Source organism: Citrobacter sp. Cpo012, assembly GCF_030333015.1.
GTDB lineage: Bacteria > Pseudomonadota > Gammaproteobacteria > Enterobacterales > Enterobacteriaceae > Citrobacter > Citrobacter portucalensis.
The window spans coordinates 149,380-163,728 of record NZ_JAOWGR010000036.1; the positions used below are offsets into that span (position 1 = coordinate 149,380).

15 protein-coding genes are annotated in these 14,349 nt (G+C 56.9%); 14 read left to right on the plus strand and 1 reads right to left on the minus strand.

The features are described from left to right. The first annotated feature begins 5 nt into the window (after nucleotides 1-5). The 14 genes from eutT to eutR all read left to right on the plus strand — a co-directional run bounded on the left by eutT (nucleotide 6) and on the right by eutR (nucleotide 13,352). A complete protein-coding gene (eutT, locus tag OGX90_RS07470) occupies nucleotides 6-809 on the plus strand; it encodes an ethanolamine utilization cob(I)yrinic acid a,c-diamide adenosyltransferase EutT (RefSeq protein ID WP_003835057.1) in 804 nt (267 codons plus the stop codon). After that, nucleotides 806-1,822: a phosphate acetyltransferase gene (gene pta / locus OGX90_RS07475; protein WP_208743879.1), complete on the plus strand. Its 1,017-nt coding sequence runs from the start codon at nucleotides 806-808 to the stop codon at nucleotides 1,820-1,822. Before eutT ends, pta begins: the two co-directional genes overlap by 4 nt. A 36-nt stretch (nucleotides 1,823-1,858) precedes the next feature. Further along, nucleotides 1,859-2,152: an ethanolamine utilization microcompartment protein EutM gene (gene eutM / locus OGX90_RS07480; RefSeq protein WP_003835054.1), complete on the plus strand. Its 294-nt coding sequence runs from the start codon at nucleotides 1,859-1,861 to the stop codon at nucleotides 2,150-2,152. 114 nt (nucleotides 2,153-2,266) lie between these two features. Continuing rightward, entirely contained in the window at nucleotides 2,267-2,554 is a 288-nt protein-coding gene (eutN, locus tag OGX90_RS07485) for an ethanolamine utilization microcompartment protein EutN (protein WP_003038011.1), read from the plus strand. 11 nt (nucleotides 2,555-2,565) lie between these two features. Then, on the plus strand, nucleotides 2,566-3,969 hold the full coding sequence (locus tag OGX90_RS07490; protein WP_286623448.1) for an aldehyde dehydrogenase family protein: 1,404 nt from the start codon (nucleotides 2,566-2,568) through the stop codon (nucleotides 3,967-3,969). A gap of 12 nt (nucleotides 3,970-3,981) precedes the next feature. Continuing rightward, nucleotides 3,982-4,821 (plus strand): ethanolamine utilization protein EutJ, encoded by an 840-nt coding sequence (gene eutJ / locus OGX90_RS07495; RefSeq protein WP_048234757.1) that lies wholly within the window; start codon nucleotides 3,982-3,984, stop codon nucleotides 4,819-4,821. Continuing rightward, on the plus strand, nucleotides 4,811-5,998 hold the full coding sequence (eutG, locus tag OGX90_RS07500) for an ethanolamine utilization ethanol dehydrogenase EutG (RefSeq protein ID WP_286623450.1): 1,188 nt from the start codon (nucleotides 4,811-4,813) through the stop codon (nucleotides 5,996-5,998). The genes eutJ and eutG overlap by 11 nt, the downstream gene beginning before the upstream one ends. A 119-nt stretch (nucleotides 5,999-6,117) precedes the next feature. Then, nucleotides 6,118-7,350 carry an ethanolamine utilization protein EutH gene (gene eutH / locus OGX90_RS07505; protein ID WP_003835043.1) on the plus strand — a complete coding sequence of 411 codons (1,233 nt, stop codon included), beginning with the start codon at nucleotides 6,118-6,120 and terminating at the stop codon, nucleotides 7,348-7,350. Beyond that, nucleotides 7,347-8,750: an ethanolamine ammonia-lyase reactivating factor EutA gene (gene eutA / locus OGX90_RS07510; protein ID WP_286623452.1), complete on the plus strand. Its 1,404-nt coding sequence runs from the start codon at nucleotides 7,347-7,349 to the stop codon at nucleotides 8,748-8,750. The genes eutH and eutA overlap by 4 nt, the downstream gene beginning before the upstream one ends. An 11-nt stretch (nucleotides 8,751-8,761) precedes the next feature. After that, nucleotides 8,762-10,123, plus strand: a complete 1,362-nt coding sequence (eutB, locus tag OGX90_RS07515; RefSeq protein WP_003038029.1) for an ethanolamine ammonia-lyase subunit alpha — start codon at nucleotides 8,762-8,764, stop codon at nucleotides 10,121-10,123. A gap of 20 nt (nucleotides 10,124-10,143) precedes the next feature. After that, nucleotides 10,144-11,040: an ethanolamine ammonia-lyase subunit EutC gene (gene eutC / locus OGX90_RS07520; RefSeq protein WP_286623454.1), complete on the plus strand. Its 897-nt coding sequence runs from the start codon at nucleotides 10,144-10,146 to the stop codon at nucleotides 11,038-11,040. 9 nt (nucleotides 11,041-11,049) lie between these two features. Beyond that, on the plus strand, nucleotides 11,050-11,709 hold the full coding sequence (gene eutL / locus OGX90_RS07525; RefSeq protein ID WP_003838537.1) for an ethanolamine utilization microcompartment protein EutL: 660 nt from the start codon (nucleotides 11,050-11,052) through the stop codon (nucleotides 11,707-11,709). 11 nt (nucleotides 11,710-11,720) lie between these two features. After that, on the plus strand, nucleotides 11,721-12,251 hold the full coding sequence (gene eutK / locus OGX90_RS07530; protein ID WP_286623455.1) for an ethanolamine utilization microcompartment protein EutK: 531 nt from the start codon (nucleotides 11,721-11,723) through the stop codon (nucleotides 12,249-12,251). Between the two features lie 48 nt (nucleotides 12,252-12,299). After that, entirely contained in the window at nucleotides 12,300-13,352 is a 1,053-nt protein-coding gene (gene eutR, locus OGX90_RS07535) for an HTH-type transcriptional regulator EutR (RefSeq protein WP_003835032.1), read from the plus strand. Between the two features lie 95 nt (nucleotides 13,353-13,447). Here eutR and hemF read toward each other — a convergent pair whose 3' ends face one another. After that, the gene (gene hemF, locus OGX90_RS07540) at nucleotides 13,448-14,347 is read right to left on the minus strand and encodes an oxygen-dependent coproporphyrinogen oxidase (RefSeq protein ID WP_048224960.1); all 900 of its coding nucleotides are present in this window, start codon (nucleotides 14,345-14,347) and stop codon (nucleotides 13,448-13,450) included. Nucleotides 14,348-14,349: the final 2 nt, after the last annotated feature.

A 14,349-nucleotide genomic window follows, 5' to 3' on the forward strand; every position in this document is an offset into this window, starting at 1 on the left:
GATGTATGAAGGATTTCATTACCGAAGCATGGCTCAGAGCGAATCATACGCTCAGCGAAGGGGCTGAAATTCATCTCCCCGCTGACGCTCGCCTGACGCCGTCTGCCCGGGAATTACTGGAAAGCCGACATCTGCGTATTAAGTTTATCGACGAGCAGGGCAGCCTGTTTATTGATGACGAAGAACAGCAGCCGCAGCCGGTGCATGGGTTAACCAGCAGCGATACGCATCCACAGGCCAGCTGCGAACTGTGCCATCAACCGGTGGCGAAGAAACCGGACACCCTGACGCATCTGACGGCGGACAAGATGGTCGCCAAAAGCGATCCGCGCCTGGGATTTCGCGCCGCGCTCGACAGCACCATCGCCCTGGCTGTGTGGTTGCAGATTGAGATGGCAGAACCGTGGCAGCCGTGGCTGGCGGATATCCGCTCGCGCCTGGGCAATATTATGCGCGCTGACGCCATGGATGAGCCGCTGGCAGCACAAGCTGTCGTGGGTTTAAGTGACGAAGATTTACACCGTCTTTCGCATCAACCGCTGCGCTATCTGGACCACGACCATCTGGTGCCTGAAGCCAGCCACGGACGTGATTGCGCGCTGCTTAATCTGCTGCGTACCAAAGTCCGTGAAACGGAGACGGTGGCGGCCCAGGTGTTCATCACTCGCAGTTTTGAGGTTATGCGACCGGACATTATGCAGGCGCTCAACCGCCTTTCCAGTACGGTCTACGTGATGATGATTCTGAGCGTTGCGAAGCATCCGCTGACGGTTAACCAAATTCAACAGCGACTGGGGGAGAAGCAATGATCATTGAACGTGCTCGTCAACTCGCCCAACGCTCACCGGCACGGGTGGTGTTCCCGGATGCGCTGGATGTCCGGGTGCTGAAGGCGGCGAATTACCTGCATCAGCACGGTCTGGCACATCCCATTCTCGTCGCCAGTCCGTTTGCGCTGCGCCAGTTTGCCCTCAGCCACCGGGTGGCAATGGATGGCATTCAGGTTATCGATCCGCAAAGCAATCAGCCAATGCGCGAAGAGTTTGCGATGCGCTGGCTGGCCCGCGCGGGAGATAAAACGCCTGCGGATGCGCTGGAAAAACTCAACGATCCGCTGATGTTCGCCGCTGCAATGGTTAGCGCGGGTAAAGCTGACGTCTGTATTGCGGGCAATCTCTCATCAACAGCGAACGTGCTGCGTGCCGGATTACGCATTATCGGGCTACAGCCTGGCTGTAAAACGCTGTCGTCAATTTTCCTGATGCTGCCGCAGTACCTTGGTCCGTCATTAGGTTTTGCCGATTGCAGCGTCGTGCCGCAGCCCACCGCTGCACAGTTGGCGGATATTGCAATTGCCAGCGCGCAGACATGGCAGGCGATCACAGGTGAAGAGCCGCGCGTCGCTATGCTGTCGTTTTCAAGTAATGGCAGTGCTCGCCATCCTAACGTCGCTAACGTGCAGCAGGCGACCGAGATCGTTCGTGAGCGTGCCCCGCAGCTTACCGTGGACGGAGAACTGCAATTTGATGCCGCCTTTGTTCCGGATGTCGCAGCGCAAAAAGCGCCCGCCAGTCCGTTAAAGGGCAATGCCAATGTGATGGTCTTCCCATCGCTGGAGGCAGGCAATATTGGCTACAAAATCGCTCAGCGTTTGGGAGGGTATCGCGCAGTAGGTCCGTTGATTCAAGGGCTTGCCGCACCGCTTCATGATCTCTCTCGTGGCTGTAGCGTACAGGAAATTATCGAACTGGCGTTGGTGGCAGCAGTGCCGCGCCAGACTGACGTGAGTCGTGAAAACGCCTCACAAACACTGGTTGTTTAGGTCCCGTTCTGGACCCCTTAATGAGAGGAAAACACAATGGAAGCATTAGGAATGATTGAAACCCGGGGCCTGGTTGCACTGATTGAGGCTTCTGACGCAATGGTTAAAGCGGCACGCGTGAAACTGGTTGGCGTGAAGCAGATCGGTGGCGGTCTGGTCACTGCCATGGTCCGTGGCGACGTAGCGGCATGTAAAGCCGCAACGGACGCAGGTGCTGCGGCTGCACAGCGTATTGGCGAGCTGGTTTCAGTACACGTGATCCCACGTCCGCACGGCGATCTGGAAGAAGTGTTCCCGATCAGCTTTAAAGGCGACAGCAACGACATGTAAGTCGTCCATGTGACGCCACAGACTTCATTGCTGGCGTCACCCTCTCTCCTTTTCACATTACCTTCTGCGGAGGGTAGGGGGAGGTTTTACCTGAAATATGCCACGGAGGCGCGTATGAAACTGGCAATCGTTACAGGACAAATTGTTTGTACCGTACGCCATCAGGGGCTCGCGCACGACAAGTTGCTGATGGTGGAAATGATTGACGCCCAGGGAAATCCCGACGGGCAATGTGCTGTTGCTATCGACAGCATCGGGGCGGGAACCGGAGAGTGGGTGCTGCTGGTCAGCGGAAGCTCCGCCCGTCAGGCGCACCGGAATGAATCATCGCCTGTCGATCTGTGCGTGATTGGCATTGTCGATGAAGTGGTGGCAGGTGGTCAGGTGATCTTCCATAAATAAGGCAGAAAATCATGAATCAACAGGATATTGAACAGGTCGTGAAAGCGGTACTGCTGAAAATGAAAGACAGCAGCCAACCCGTCAGTGCCGTTCAAGAAATGGGCGTTTTTGCCTCCCTGGATGACGCAGTGGCGGCAGCAAAACTGGCCCAGCAGGGGTTGAAAAGCGTCGCCATGCGCCAACTGGCTATCACGGCTCTACGTGAGGCGGGCGAAAAGCACGCCAGAGAATTAGCGGAACTTGCCGTCACTGAAACCGGCATGGGACGCGTCGAAGATAAATTTGCCAAAAACGTGGCGCAGGCGCGCGGCACGCCGGGTGTGGAATGCCTGTCTCCACAGGTTCTGACCGGCGATAACGGTCTGACGCTGATTGAAAACGCACCGTGGGGCGTGGTGGCCTCGGTAACCCCATCCACCAACCCGGCCGCGACCGTCATTAACAACGCCATCAGCCTGATTGCCGCTGGTAACAGCGTGGTCTTCGCACCGCATCCGGCGGCGAAAAAAGTCTCTCAGCGCGCTATCACTCTGCTTAACCAGGCGGTGGTTGCCGCAGGCGGTCCGGCAAACCTGTTGGTCACCGTTGCCAACCCGGATATCGAGACTGCCCAGCGTCTGTTCAAGTACCCAGGTATCGGCCTGCTGGTAGTGACCGGTGGTGAAGCCGTAGTAGACGCCGCGCGTAAGCACACCAACAAACGTCTGATTGCCGCTGGTGCGGGTAATCCGCCAGTGGTGGTTGATGAAACGGCTGACCTGGTACGTGCGGCGCAGTCGATAGTCAAAGGTGCATCGTTTGATAACAACATCATCTGCGCCGACGAAAAAGTGCTGATCGTGGTCGATAGCGTCGCTGATGAACTGATGCGTCTGATGGAAAGCCAGCATGCGGTGAAACTGACCGCGGCTCAGGCCGAACAGCTGCAGCCGGTGCTGCTGAAAAATATCGATGAGCGCGGTAAAGGCACAGTCAGTCGTGACTGGGTCGGGCGCGATGCCGGAAAAATCGCTGCGGCGATTGGTCTGAACGTACCGGAGCAAACCCGTCTGTTATTCGTCGAAACCTCCGCGACGCATCCGTTTGCCGTTACCGAACTGATGATGCCGGTGCTGCCGGTCGTGCGGGTTGCCAACGTCGATGAAGCCATTGAACTGGCGGTCAAGCTGGAAGGCGGCTGCCACCATACGGCGGCGATGCACTCACGCAATATCGAAAATATGAACCGTATGGCAAACGCCATTGATACCAGCATCTTCGTTAAGAACGGACCGTGCATTGCCGGTCTTGGACTGGGCGGTGAAGGCTGGACCACGATGACTATTACCACACCAACCGGGGAAGGGGTGACCAGTGCGCGTACGTTTGTGCGTCTGCGTCGCTGTGTGTTGGTAGACGCCTTCAGAATTGTATAAGGAGTAAATGAGATGGCGCACGACGAACAACGTTGGTTGACACCCAGACTGCTAAAAGCGGCAACGCTATGTAACCAGACGCCCGCAAAGAGCGATTCACCGCTGTGGTTGGGCATTGATTTGGGAACGTGTGATGTGGTGTCGATGGTTGTGGACAGTGACGGACAGCCGGTCGCGGTTTGCCTGGACTGGGCCGATGTCGTGCGCGATGGCATCGTTTGGGATTTCTTTGGTGCGGTGACCATCGTTCGTCGCCATCTCGATACGCTCGAACAACAACTGGGTTGCCGTTTTACCCATGCGGCAACCTCGTTTCCACCGGGAACTGACCCACGCATCTCTATTAACGTGCTGGAGTCTGCCGGGCTTGAAGTGAGCCATGTCCTCGACGAACCAACCGCGGTGGCGGATCTGTTGCAGCTTGATAACGCCGGCGTGGTGGATATTGGTGGTGGCACTACCGGGATTGCGATTGTTAAACAGGGCAAAGTGACTTACTCCGCTGATGAAGCGACCGGCGGGCACCATATCTCTCTGACGCTGGCCGGGAACCGTCGTATCCAGTTGGAAGAAGCCGAGCAGTACAAGCGCAGCAATGGCAAAGAAATCTGGCCGGTGGTGAAGCCTGTCTACGAAAAGATGGCGGAAATCGTGGCGCACCATATTGCCGGACAGGATGTCGCTGATTTGTGGCTGGCGGGTGGCTCCTGTATGCAGCCAGGTGTTGATGAACTGTTCCGTAAGCGTTTCCCGGAACTGCAGGTGCATTTACCCCAGCACAGCCTGTTTATGACTCCGCTGGCGATTGCAAACAGCGGAAAAGAAAAAGCGGAAGGAATCTATGCAAGCTGAATTGCAGACCGCGCTCTTTCAGGCATTCGATACCCTGAATCTGCAACGCGTAAAAACGTTTAGCGTTCCCCCGGTTACGTTATGTGGACTGGGAGCGCTTAGTACCTGCGGACAGGAAGCACAAACGCGCGGACTGACGCATATGTTCGTCATGGTTGACAGCTTTCTGCATCAGGCGGGGATGACCGCGGCACTGGAGCGCAGCCTGGCGATGAAAGGTGTGGCAATGACGCTGTGGCCATGTCCGGTAGGTGAACCGTGCATTACGGACGTCTGCGCGGCAGTCGCGCAACTGCGTGAATCAAAGTGCGACGGCGTCGTGGCTTTCGGTGGCGGTTCCGTGCTGGATGCCGCCAAGGCAGTGGCGTTGCTGGTGACCAATCCTACTCAGACGCTGGCTGACATGGACGAGCGCAGCGTGTTACGCCCGCGTCTGCCGCTGATTGCCGTACCGACTACCGCCGGAACGGGCTCAGAAACCACGAACGTCACGGTGATTATCGACGCCGCGACCGGACTCAAAAAAGTGCTGGCCCACGCAACCCTGATGCCGGATGTGGCGATCCTTGACGCCGCATTGACGGAAGGCGTGCCTGCACACGTAACGGCGATGACCGGGATTGATGCACTGACGCACGCCGTTGAAGCGTATAGCGCACTGAACGCGACGCCGTTTACCGACAGCCTGGCGATTGGTGCGATAGCGATGATCGGTAAATCGCTGCCGAAGGCCGTCGGCTACGGTCAGGATCTGGCTGCGCGCGAAAGCATGCTGCTGGCTTCCTGTATGGCCGGGATGGCGTTTTCCAGCGCTGGGCTTGGCCTGTGCCATGCGATGGCGCACCAGCCGGGGGCGACGTTGCACATTCCACACGGACAGGCTAACGCCATGCTGCTTCCCACGGTAATGGGGTTCAACCGCATGGTGTGTCGTGAGCGCTTTAGCCATATCGGACGCGCGTTAACCAACAAGAAATCGGACGATCGTGATGCTATCAACGCGGTCAGCGAGTTGATTAGCGAAGTGGGCCAGACCAAACGACTCTCTGACGTTGGGGCAAAGCCCGAGCAGTACAGCGCATGGGCTCACGCCGCGCTGGAGGATATTTGTATTCGCAGTAACCCACGCATCGCCACGCAGGCACAGATCATCGACCTGTACGCGGCTGCCGGGTAATGCCTGTAGGCCGGATAAGGTGCTCGCACCACCATCCGGCAATAACACGGCGTTAATGCCGGAGGCGACGTAAACGTCTTATCCGGCCTACAAATCACAAATGACAGGGAGTAGGGGCTATGGGAATTAACGAAATCATCATGTACATCATGATGTTCTTTATGCTGATTGCCGCCGTGGACAGGATCCTGTCGCAGTTCGGCGGTTCGGCACGCTTCCTCGGTAAGTTCGGTAAGAGTATTGAGGGATCGGGCGGCCAGTTTGAAGAAGGTTTTATGGCGATGGGCGCGTTGGGTCTGGCGATGGTTGGTATGACCGCGCTGGCACCGGTTCTGGCGCATGTGCTCGGGCCGGTGATTATTCCGCTGTATGAAATGCTGGGCGCGAATCCGTCGATGTTCGCCGGAACGCTGCTGGCGTGCGATATGGGCGGCTTCTTCCTGGCGAAAGAACTGGCGGGCGGCGACGTTGCGGCGTGGCTGTACTCTGGCCTGATCCTCGGGGCGATGATGGGGCCGACGCTGGTCTTCTCCATTCCGGTTGCGCTGGGGATTATTGAACCGTCTGACCGTCGTTATCTGGCGCTGGGCGTGCTGGCGGGTATTGTCACCATTCCGATTGGTTGTATTGCGGGCGGTTTGATTGCGATGTACTCCGGCGTCGAAATCAACGGACAGCCGGTGGAGTTCACCTTCGCGCTGATCCTGATGAATATGATCCCCGTGCTGATCGTGGCTGTGCTGGTGGCGCTGGGACTGAAATTCATCCCGGAAAAAATGATCAACGGCTTCCAGATCTTCGCGAAATTCCTGGTGGCGCTGATCACCATCGGCCTGGCAGCAGCAGTGGTCAAATTCCTGCTCGGCTGGGAGCTAATCCCAGGTCTTGATCCTATCTTCATGGCTCCGGGCGACAAGCCAGGTGAAGTGATGCGTGCCATCGAAGTTATCGGTTCTATTTCCTGCGTACTGCTCGGTGCGTACCCAATGGTACTGCTGCTGACCCGCTGGTTTGAAAAACCGCTGATGAGCGTCGGTAACCTGTTAAAAATCAATAATATTGCGGCTGCCGGTATGGTTGCGACGCTGGCGAACAACATCCCAATGTTCGGCATGATGAAGAATATGGATACCCGCGGCAAAGTGATCAACTGCGCCTTCGCGGTCTCCGCGGCCTTTGCACTGGGTGACCACTTAGGCTTCGCCGCTGCCAACATGAACGCGATGATCTTCCCGATGATTGTCGGCAAGTTGATTGGCGGCGTGACGGCGATTGGTGTGGCTATGCTGTTGGTACCGAAAGATGAAGATGTGCCAGCAGAAGTAGAAACCAACCCGGAGGCGCAATCGTGAATACTCGCCAGCTACTGAGCGTCGGTATCGATATCGGCACCACTACCACTCAGGTGATTTTCTCGCGCCTTGAGTTAGTCAACCGTGCGGCAGTGTCGCAGGTGCCGCGCTACGAATTCATCAAACGCGAAATTAGCTGGCAAAGCCCGGTGTTCTTTACCCCCGTTGATAAGCAGGGCGGGTTGAAAGAGGCCGAACTTAAGGCGCTGATCCTCGCCCAGTATCAGGCGGCGGGTATTGCACCTGAGACTGTCGATTCCGGCGCGATCATCATCACCGGAGAAAGTGCCAAAACCCGTAATGCGCGCCCGGCGGTGATGGCGCTCTCTCAGTCGCTGGGGGATTTTGTGGTGGCCAGCGCCGGACCGCATCTGGAATCGGTGATTGCCGGTCACGGTGCGGGGGCACAAACCCTGTCCGAGCAGAAGTTGTGCCGCGTACTGAATATCGACATTGGTGGCGGTACGTCGAACTACGTTCTGTTTGATGCTGGAAAGGTCAGCGGTTCGGCTTGCCTCAACGTCGGCGGACGACTGCTGGAAACGGACGGCCAGGGGCGAGTAGTACATGCGCATCAGCCGGGGCAGATGATTGTTGATGACGTATTTGGTCCGGGCACCGACGCCCGAACCCTCAATGCGGCGCAGCTTGTTCAGGTAGCCCGACGGATGGCGGCGCTGATTGTGGAGGTGATTGACGGCACGTTATCACCGCTGGCGCAGGCGCTGATGCAAACCGGCCTGTTACCGGCGGGTGTGAAACCGGAAGTGATTACGTTGTCCGGCGGGGTGGGCGAGTGCTACCGCAACCAACCAGCCGATCCGTTCTGTTTTTCCGACATTGGCCCTCTGTTAGCAACGGCACTGCATGAACATCCGCGCCTGCGTGAGATGAACGTGCAGTTCCCGGCGCAAACCGTGCGCGCCACGGTGATTGGCGCCGGTGCGCATACGCTGTCGCTTTCGGGCAGCACCATCTGGCTGGAAGGTGTGGCGCTTCCGCTGCGCAATCTGCCGGTGGCGATTCCGGTTAATGAGGCTGATTTGGTGGCCGCCTGGCAACAGGCGCTAATGCAGCTCGATCTGGACCCGCAAACGGACGCCTACGTGCTGGCGCTGCCCGGTTCGCTGCCGGTGCGCTATGCCGCGCTGTTAAAGGTGATTGATGCGCTGCTGGCCTTTGTCGCGCGCTATCCGAATCCGCATCCCCTGCTGGTGGTAGCCGAGCAGGATTTTGGTAAGGCCCTGGGCATGCTGTTACGCCCACAGTTACAGCAACACCCGCTGGCAGTCATCGATGAGGTGGTTGTCCGGGCGGGGGACTATATCGACATTGGTACGCCTCTTTTTGGCGGATCGGTTGTGCCGGTGACGGTGAAATCACTCGCATTTCCTTCCTGAGGGAACGACTTATGAAACTAAAGACCACATTGTTCGGCAATGTTTATCAGTTTAAGGATGTTAAAGAGGTGCTGGCAAAAGCCAACGAACTGCGTTCGGGGGATGTGCTGGCAGGAGTGGCCGCAACCAGTTCGCAGGAGCGCGTGGCGGCCAAGCAGGTACTGTCGGAAATGACGGTGGCGGATATCCGCAATAACCCGGTGATTTCCTATGAAGAGGACTGTGTTACTCGTCTGATTCAGGATGACGTCAACGAGACGGCCTATAACCGTATCAAAAACTGGAGTATCAGCGAGCTGCGCGAGTACGTGCTGAGCGATGAAACCTCCGTTGATGACATTGCGTTTACGCGCAAAGGGTTAACGTCGGAAGTGGTCGCTGCGGTAGCAAAAATCTGCTCTAACGCGGACCTGATCTACGGCGGTAAGAAAATGCCGGTGATCAAAAAGGCCAATACCACCATCGGTCTGCCGGGCACCTTCAGCTGCCGTTTGCAGCCGAACGACACCCGTGATGACGTGCAGAGTATTGCCGCACAAATCTACGAAGGGCTGTCCTTCGGGGCGGGCGATGCGGTGATCGGCGTAAACCCGGTAACGGATGACGTGGAAAACTTAAGCCGCGTACTGGATACCGTGTACGGCGTTATCGACAAATTCAACATCCCGACCCAGGGCTGCGTACTGGCACACGTGACTACCCAGATCGAAGCGATTCGTCGCGGCGCGCCGGGCGGGCTGATTTTCCAGAGTATCTGCGGTAGCGAAAAAGGCTTAAAAGAGTTTGGCGTTGAGCTGGCCATGCTGGATGAAGCGCGCGCAGTGGGCGCTGAGTTCAACCGTATCGCCGGGGAAAACTGCCTGTACTTCGAAACCGGGCAAGGGTCTGCGCTCTCTGCGGGGGCCAACTTTGGCGCCGATCAGGTGACGATGGAAGCGCGTAACTACGGGCTGGCACGCCACTATGATCCGTTCCTGGTGAACACCGTGGTGGGCTTTATCGGGCCGGAGTATCTCTACAACGACCGTCAGATTATTCGCGCGGGTCTGGAAGATCACTTTATGGGCAAGCTGAGCGGCATCTCAATGGGCTGCGACTGCTGCTACACCAACCATGCTGATGCTGACCAGAACCTTAACGAAAACCTGATGATTCTGCTCGCCACCGCTGGCTGCAACTACATCATGGGCATGCCGCTCGGTGACGACATCATGCTCAACTATCAGACCACCGCCTTCCATGACACCGCGACCGTGCGTCAGCTGCTGAACCTGCGTCCGTCGCCGGAGTTTGAACGCTGGCTGGAAACCATGGGCATTATGGCAAACGGTCGCCTGACCAAACGGGCGGGCGATCCGTCACTGTTCTTCTGATGACGCGGGGATGACACACGATGGATCAAAAACAGATTGAAGAAATTGTACGCAGCGTAATGGCGTCAATGGGTGAGTCTCAACCGCAGGCTCAAGAACCGTCAGCACCAGCAAAATGCAGCACCACGCAGTGCGCCGCGCCGACCGGTGAAAGCTGCGCGATGGACTTAGGCTCAGCCGAAGCCAAAGCGTGGATTGGCGTTGAGAATCCGCACCGTGCAGAGGTGTTGACTGAACTTCGCCGTAGCACCGCTGCGCGTGTATGTACCGGTCGTGCCGGTCCTCGTCCGCGTACCCAGGCGCTGCTGCGTTTCCTGGCTGACCACTCGCGTTCGAAAGATACGGTATTGAAAGAAGTGCCGGAAGAGTGGGTAAAAGCCCAGGGGCTGCTGGAAGTGCGCTCGGAAATCAGCGACAAAAACCTGTATCTGACGCGTCCGGATATGGGGCGTCGTCTGAGTGCGGAAGCCATTGAAGCACTGAAATCACAGTGTGTAATGAATCCGGATGTGCAGGTGATTATTTCTGATGGCCTGTCTACCGACGCGATTACCGCTAACTATGAAGAGATCCTGCCGCCGCTGTTGTCGGGCTTAAAACAGGCCGGATTGAAGGTCGGGACGCCGTTCTTTGTTCGCTATGGGCGCGTGAAAATCGAAGATCAGATCGGCGAACTGCTGGGTGCAAAAGCGATGATCCTGCTGGTTGGTGAACGTCCGGGCCTCGGCCAGTCGGAAAGTCTTTCTTGCTATGCCGTCTATTCGCCGCGTGTGGCGACCACCGTTGAGGCTGATCGTACCTGTATCTCGAACATTCACCAGGGCGGTACGCCACCGGTTGAAGCGGCGGCGGTGATTGTGGATTTGGCCAAGCGCATGCTGGAGCAAAAAGCATCCGGCATCAATATGACCCGTTAAGGAGGCATCATGCCAGCATTAGATTTAATTAGACCTTCAGTCACCGCAATGCGTGTGATTGCCTCGGTAAATGACGGTTTTGCCCGCGAACTTAAATTACCGCCACATATACGTAGCCTCGGACTCATCACAGCAGATTCTGATGACGTGGCGTATATTGCCGCAGACGAAGCGACAAAACAGGCAATGGTCGAAGTGGTTTATGGCCGCTCGCTGTATGCCGGTGCGGCGCACAGTCCCTCTCCAACATCGGGCGAAGTGCTGATTATGCTCGGTGGACCAAACCCGGCCGAAGTTCGCGCGGGTCTGGACGCGATGGTGGCCAATATTGAAAGCGGGGCGGCATTCCAGTGGGCGAATGACGCAGAAGATACCGCCTTCCTGGCGCATGTGGTTTCGCGTACCGGTTCGTATCTCTCCGCAACCGCGGGATGCCGACTGGGCGATCCGATGGCGTATCTGGTAGCACCGCCGCTGGAAGCGACATTTGGTATTGATGCCGCGCTGAAATCTGCCGATGTACAACTGGTGACCTATGTACCACCGCCGTCAGAAACTAACTATTCAGCCGCGTTTTTGACCGGTAGCCAGGCCGCTTGTAAAGCCGCATGTAACGCCTTTGCCGATGCCGTTCTGGATATTGCCCGTAATCCAATCCAGCGCGCGTAAGAGAGGTAGTGATGATCAATGCACTGGGATTACTGGAAGTGGATGGCATGGTGGCTGCCGTGGACGCGGCCGATGCCATGCTGAAAGCCGCGAACGTGCGTCTGCTTAGCCACGAAGTGCTCGATCCTGGTCGGCTGACGCTGGTGGTGGAAGGCGATCTGGCGGCATGCCGCGCAGCGCTGGATGCTGGCAGTGCAGCCGCAGCGCGTACGGGCCGTGTTATCAGCCGTAAGGAAATAGGCCGGCCGGACGATGACACCCAGTGGCTGATCGGCGGTTTTAAACGCCAGCCGAAGAAACCTGAACAGAAGCCAGAAGCGAAAACAGAAGCGAAACCAGAGAAGACACAGGACGCCCCAGTGACGTCTGAATCCTCTGCACAACTTCTGACGCTGTTAGCATCGATCCGTCAAGGAATGACGGCAGGGGAAGTGGCGGCCCACTTTGGCTGGTCACTTGATGAAGCCAGAAATGCGCTGGAACAGCTCTTTTCTGATGGAGCGTTGCGTAAACGCAGTAGTCGCTACCGCTTAAAAAATTAACCTGTCGGAGGGCCGGGGGCTTCGTTGAAGCTTCCGGCTTAAAAGATCATGAAAAAGAACCGTACTGCAAACTTGCACCATCTTTATCATGAAGTATTACCCGAAGACGTTAAACTGACGCCGAAAGTGGAAGTGGACAACGTTCACCAACGGCGAACAACGGATGTGTATGAGCACGCGCTGACGATTACCGCCTGGCAGCAGATCTACGACCAGCTGCATCCGGGAAAATTTCATGGCGAGTTCACGGAAATCCTGCTCGATGATATTCAGGTGTTCCGTGAATACACCGGACTGGCGCTGCGTCAGTCGTGCCTTGTCTGGCCAAACTCATTTTGGTTTGGCATTCCGGCCACGCGCGGCGAGCAGGGATTTATTGGTACCCAGTGTTTGGGTAGCGCTGAAATTGCCACCCGCCCAGGCGGGACGGAGTTTGAACTGAGTACGCCGGATGATTACACCATTTTGGGTGTCGTCATTTCGGAAGAGGCCATTGCTCGTCAGGCTAACTTCCTGCATAACCCGGAAAGGGTGCTACATATGCTGCGCAATCAGTCGGCGCTGGAAGTTAAAGAACAACACAAAGCCGCGCTATGGGGCTTTGTGCAGCAGGCGCTGGCGACGTTTAGTGAGAATCCTGAAAACCTTCACCAACCCGCGGTGCGTAAAGTGTTAGGGGATAACCTGCTGCTGGCGATGGGCACCATGCTGGAAGAAGCGCAGCCGATTATGACTGCGGAGAGCATCAGCCATCAGAGCTATCGTCGCTTGCTGTCACGTGCGCGCGAATATGTGCTGGAAAATATGTCAGAGCCGCTGACCGTGCTCGACTTATGCAATCAGCTGCACGTTAGCCGCCGGACGTTGCAAAACGCCTTTCACGCGATCCTCGGTATTGGACCGAATGCCTGGCTGAAACGTATTCGCCTGAACGCCGTGCGCCGTGAGTTGATAAGCCCATGGTCGCAGAGTGCGACTGTGAAAGACGCCGCCATGCAGTGGGGATTCTGGCATTTAGGGCAGTTTGCCACCGACTACCAGCAGCTGTTTGCGGAGAAACCGTCGTTGACGCTGCATCAGCGTATGCGCCAGTGGGCATGATGAGATTATTGTGCCGGATGCGACGCTAACGCGTCTTATCCGGCCTACGGGTTTGCCGTTGTTGTAGGCCTGATAAGCGTAGCGCCATCAGGCAATTACACCCAGTCGCGGACCTGAATAAACTCGCTAAGGGCAGCTTCCGGGCTGTTCGCTTCCGGCTGCCAGTCATACTCCCAGCGTACCAGCGGTGGCATCGACATCAGAATCGACTCCGTGCGCCCGCCGGTTTGCAAACCGAACAACGTGCCGCGATCCCACACCAGATTAAATTCCACATAGCGCCCACGACGATAAAGCTGGAAATTACGCTCGCGCTCGCCCCAGCTCATCATTTTGCGGCGTTCGACGATGGGCAGATACGCCTCGGTGTATCCTTGACCTACCGCCTGCATAAAAGCGAAGCAGTGGTCGAAATCAGGGGTATTCAAATCATCGAAAAACAGCCCGCCAATGCCGCGCTGCTCGTTGCGGTGCTTGAGGAAGAAGTAGTCATCGCACCACTTTTTGTAACGTGGATAAACGTCATCGCCAAACGGCTGGCACAGATCCCGCGCCGTGCGATGCCAGTGAACCGCATCCTCATCAAATCCGTAGTAGGGCGTTAAGTCAAAGCCGCCGCCAAACCACCACACGGGATCGGCCCCCGGTTTTTCCGCGATAAAAAACCGTACGTTGGCATGACTGGTTGGAATGTAGGGATTCTGCGGGTGCACCACCAACGAGACGCCCATCGCTTCAAAGCTGCGCCCGGCAAGCTCCGGGCGATGCGCGGTAGCCGAGGCCGGCATTGCATCGCCGTGGACGTGGGAGAAGTTGACGCCTGCTTGCTCGAAAATACCGCCGTTACGCAACACCCTACTGCGCCCGCCGCCGCCCGCTTCGCGTTGCCAGTTATCCTCAACAAATTCGCTGCCGTCTACGGTGGATAACTGCTGACAAATTTCATCCTGCAGGCTGAGCAGGAACTGTTTTACGCGCTGTGCATCGGGCTTCATGG

Coding starts and splice junctions, on each gene's coding strand:
- eutT (WP_003835057.1), top strand. CDS start 6: ATGAAGGATTTCATTACCGAAGCATGGCTCAGAGCGAATCATACGCTC.
- pta (WP_208743879.1), top strand. CDS start 806: ATGATCATTGAACGTGCTCGTCAACTCGCCCAACGCTCACCGGCACGG.
- eutM (WP_003835054.1), top strand. CDS start 1,859: ATGGAAGCATTAGGAATGATTGAAACCCGGGGCCTGGTTGCACTGATT.
- eutN (WP_003038011.1), top strand. CDS start 2,267: ATGAAACTGGCAATCGTTACAGGACAAATTGTTTGTACCGTACGCCAT.
- OGX90_RS07490 (WP_286623448.1), top strand. CDS start 2,566: ATGAATCAACAGGATATTGAACAGGTCGTGAAAGCGGTACTGCTGAAA.
- eutJ (WP_048234757.1), top strand. CDS start 3,982: ATGGCGCACGACGAACAACGTTGGTTGACACCCAGACTGCTAAAAGCG.
- eutG (WP_286623450.1), top strand. CDS start 4,811: ATGCAAGCTGAATTGCAGACCGCGCTCTTTCAGGCATTCGATACCCTG.
- eutH (WP_003835043.1), top strand. CDS start 6,118: ATGGGAATTAACGAAATCATCATGTACATCATGATGTTCTTTATGCTG.
- eutB (WP_003038029.1), top strand. CDS start 8,762: ATGAAACTAAAGACCACATTGTTCGGCAATGTTTATCAGTTTAAGGAT.
- eutC (WP_286623454.1), top strand. CDS start 10,144: ATGGATCAAAAACAGATTGAAGAAATTGTACGCAGCGTAATGGCGTCA.
- eutL (WP_003838537.1), top strand. CDS start 11,050: ATGCCAGCATTAGATTTAATTAGACCTTCAGTCACCGCAATGCGTGTG.
- eutK (WP_286623455.1), top strand. CDS start 11,721: ATGATCAATGCACTGGGATTACTGGAAGTGGATGGCATGGTGGCTGCC.
- eutR (WP_003835032.1), top strand. CDS start 12,300: ATGAAAAAGAACCGTACTGCAAACTTGCACCATCTTTATCATGAAGTA.
- hemF (WP_048224960.1), bottom strand. CDS start 14,347: ATGAAGCCCGATGCACAGCGCGTAAAACAGTTCCTGCTCAGCCTGCAG.